Genomic DNA, 1998 nt, shown 5'->3' on the forward strand with positions numbered 1-1998 from the left:
CGCCATCGTCGCCGTCATGCGCAGGATGATCATCATCCTCAATGCCAGGATGCGAGACTATCGAGCAACGGTGCTTGAAACTTAACACCGTTGCTTTCGGCGTGGGACGGGTCTATCTCCTGTCGGCCCGGGGCAGTTGGCTGACCGCGCCCGACAAGGGCAATGTCATGAAGAGCTATGAATTCGAGGGCAATGCGGCAGCCAAGGCTGCAGCCTTGAAGGGCGAGACAGTCATCCTCGAAGACGTCATTGGCGTAGATCGAGAACCCGTATTTCGCGTCGTGATGCCCTTCGAGTTGCCCGGTCTCAATACCCGCTGGATGATCGTCGAGGATGTACCTGTTGCGGTTGTTTCCGCAGTCGTCAACCAGCAGACGCTGATCCTGATCGCGGGTGGTCTTGTGATCATGGCGGCGGTTATCATCTCGCTGCTTATCGCAGTGCGCCTTTTCATTCAGAAGCCGATCGGATCGCTGCTGAAAGAAGTCGGCCGACTGTCCGAAGGGGATTATGAACAGCCGGTGGCCGGGCAGGAGCGGAAGGACGAAGTGGGCGCGCTTGCGACTTCGCTCGATGTGTTCCGCCACAAGCTTGCCGAGGGCCGCAGCCTCGAAGCGTTGGCAGAACGTCAGCGTCTCGCCGCCGAGGAGCAGCGAAGTCAGACGGAAGCCGAGCGCCAAGGCGTTGCGGAAACCCAGCGGAAGGTTGTGATTGCACTGGGCAAGGGCCTGCAGCAGCTTGCCGACGGAAACCTTTCGCACCGTATCACCGAGCCTTTCCCGGGCTCCTATGAAGAGCTGCGTGATCACTACAACTCCGCTGTTCAGAGCCTGGAAGAGACGGTTATCCGCCTCAACGTTACGGTCGATACCCTGAACGGTGGTACGCGCGAAATCAGCCGCAGCTCTGATGAACTGTCCAAGCGGACGGAGCAGCAGGCTGCGAGCCTGGAGGAAACGACGGCAGCACTCGGCGAAATCGCCGACAAGCTCAACGAAAGTGCCAGCAATGCACAGTTGGCGGCCGGTAAAGTCAAGGCCGCCTGCACGGAGGCTGAACGATCCGGCGAGGTCGTTCGCAAGGCTATCGTGGCCATGGAAGGGATCGAAGATAGTTCGGGCAAGGTCAGCCAGATCATCGGTGTGATCGACGAGATTGCGTTCCAGACGAACTTGCTGGCCTTGAATGCCGGGGTCGAAGCCGCCCGCGCTGGCGAAGCCGGCAAGGGCTTTGCCGTGGTCGCGCAGGAGGTCCGGGAGCTCGCGCAGCGCTCTGCTCAGGCTGCCCGCGAAATCAAGGCGCTCATTTCCGCCTCGAACGAGCAGGTGGGTCAGGGTGTGACCCTCGTCGCAGAAACCGGCGGTGCACTCAACAGGATTGCCGAACAGGTTCAGGCGATCGATTCTCTTATGCAGCAGATTTCAAGAGCGACCGGCGAACAGGCCTCGGGCCTGCGAGAAATCAATACGGCTGTAAACCATATGGATCAGGCAACGCAGCAGAACGCGGCAATGGTCGAGGAAACGACGGCTGCTTCGGCCGTGCTGAATGGCGAAGCCAACACGCTGAGCCAGATGATCTCCCGTTTCGTCGTCGGGCGGTCCAAGGCTTCAGCGGACCGCAAGGCGGCTTGATAGATAGGGATTTGACAAGCATTGATAATTCCAAGTCGATGGGCCTGGCGTAAAGCGCGCCAGGTCCATCGCAATTTTCAGAGCGCAGATACGAGCGTTCCTCAAGGCTCCTCGATCGGTCTATCTGCTTTTGCAAGAGCTTTGGGGCATACGGGCCAAGAGTTCCATAATTCTGCTTATCTGATTTTTGTTAAGCTGCTGAAATCATGAATAATTCCAAGACGGTTTGTGCTAGAATCTCCTGATCAGCTTGCAGTTTAGCCGCCACTGTCAACGGCGGAGTAAAAACCGGCCACGCGGCGGCGCAAAAGTCGGCCACTGTGGCGCACGCATGAGAGCCCCGGGAGGGCGTAGCCCGAGCGGG

General features: G+C 58.9%; 1 protein-coding gene. It reads left to right on the forward strand.

Annotation, left to right across the window (positions count from 1 at the left end):
- Positions 1–320 precede the first annotated feature (320 nt).
- On the forward strand, positions 321–1634 hold the full coding sequence (locus NHF53_RS23705) for a methyl-accepting chemotaxis protein (protein WP_252836409.1): 1314 nt from the start codon (positions 321–323) through the stop codon (positions 1632–1634).
- The last annotated feature ends 364 nt before the right edge of the window (positions 1635–1998 follow it).

The sequence above is a fragment of the Ciceribacter sp. RN22 genome (assembly GCF_024054295.1).
Taxonomy (GTDB): Bacteria; Pseudomonadota; Alphaproteobacteria; order Rhizobiales; family Rhizobiaceae; genus Allorhizobium; species Allorhizobium lividum.

Bases quoted from the DNA above. Each gene is read 5' to 3' on its own strand.
- NHF53_RS23705 (WP_252836409.1), top strand. From the start codon at position 321: ATGATCGTCGAGGATGTACCTGTTGCGGTTGTTTCCGCAGTCGTCAAC.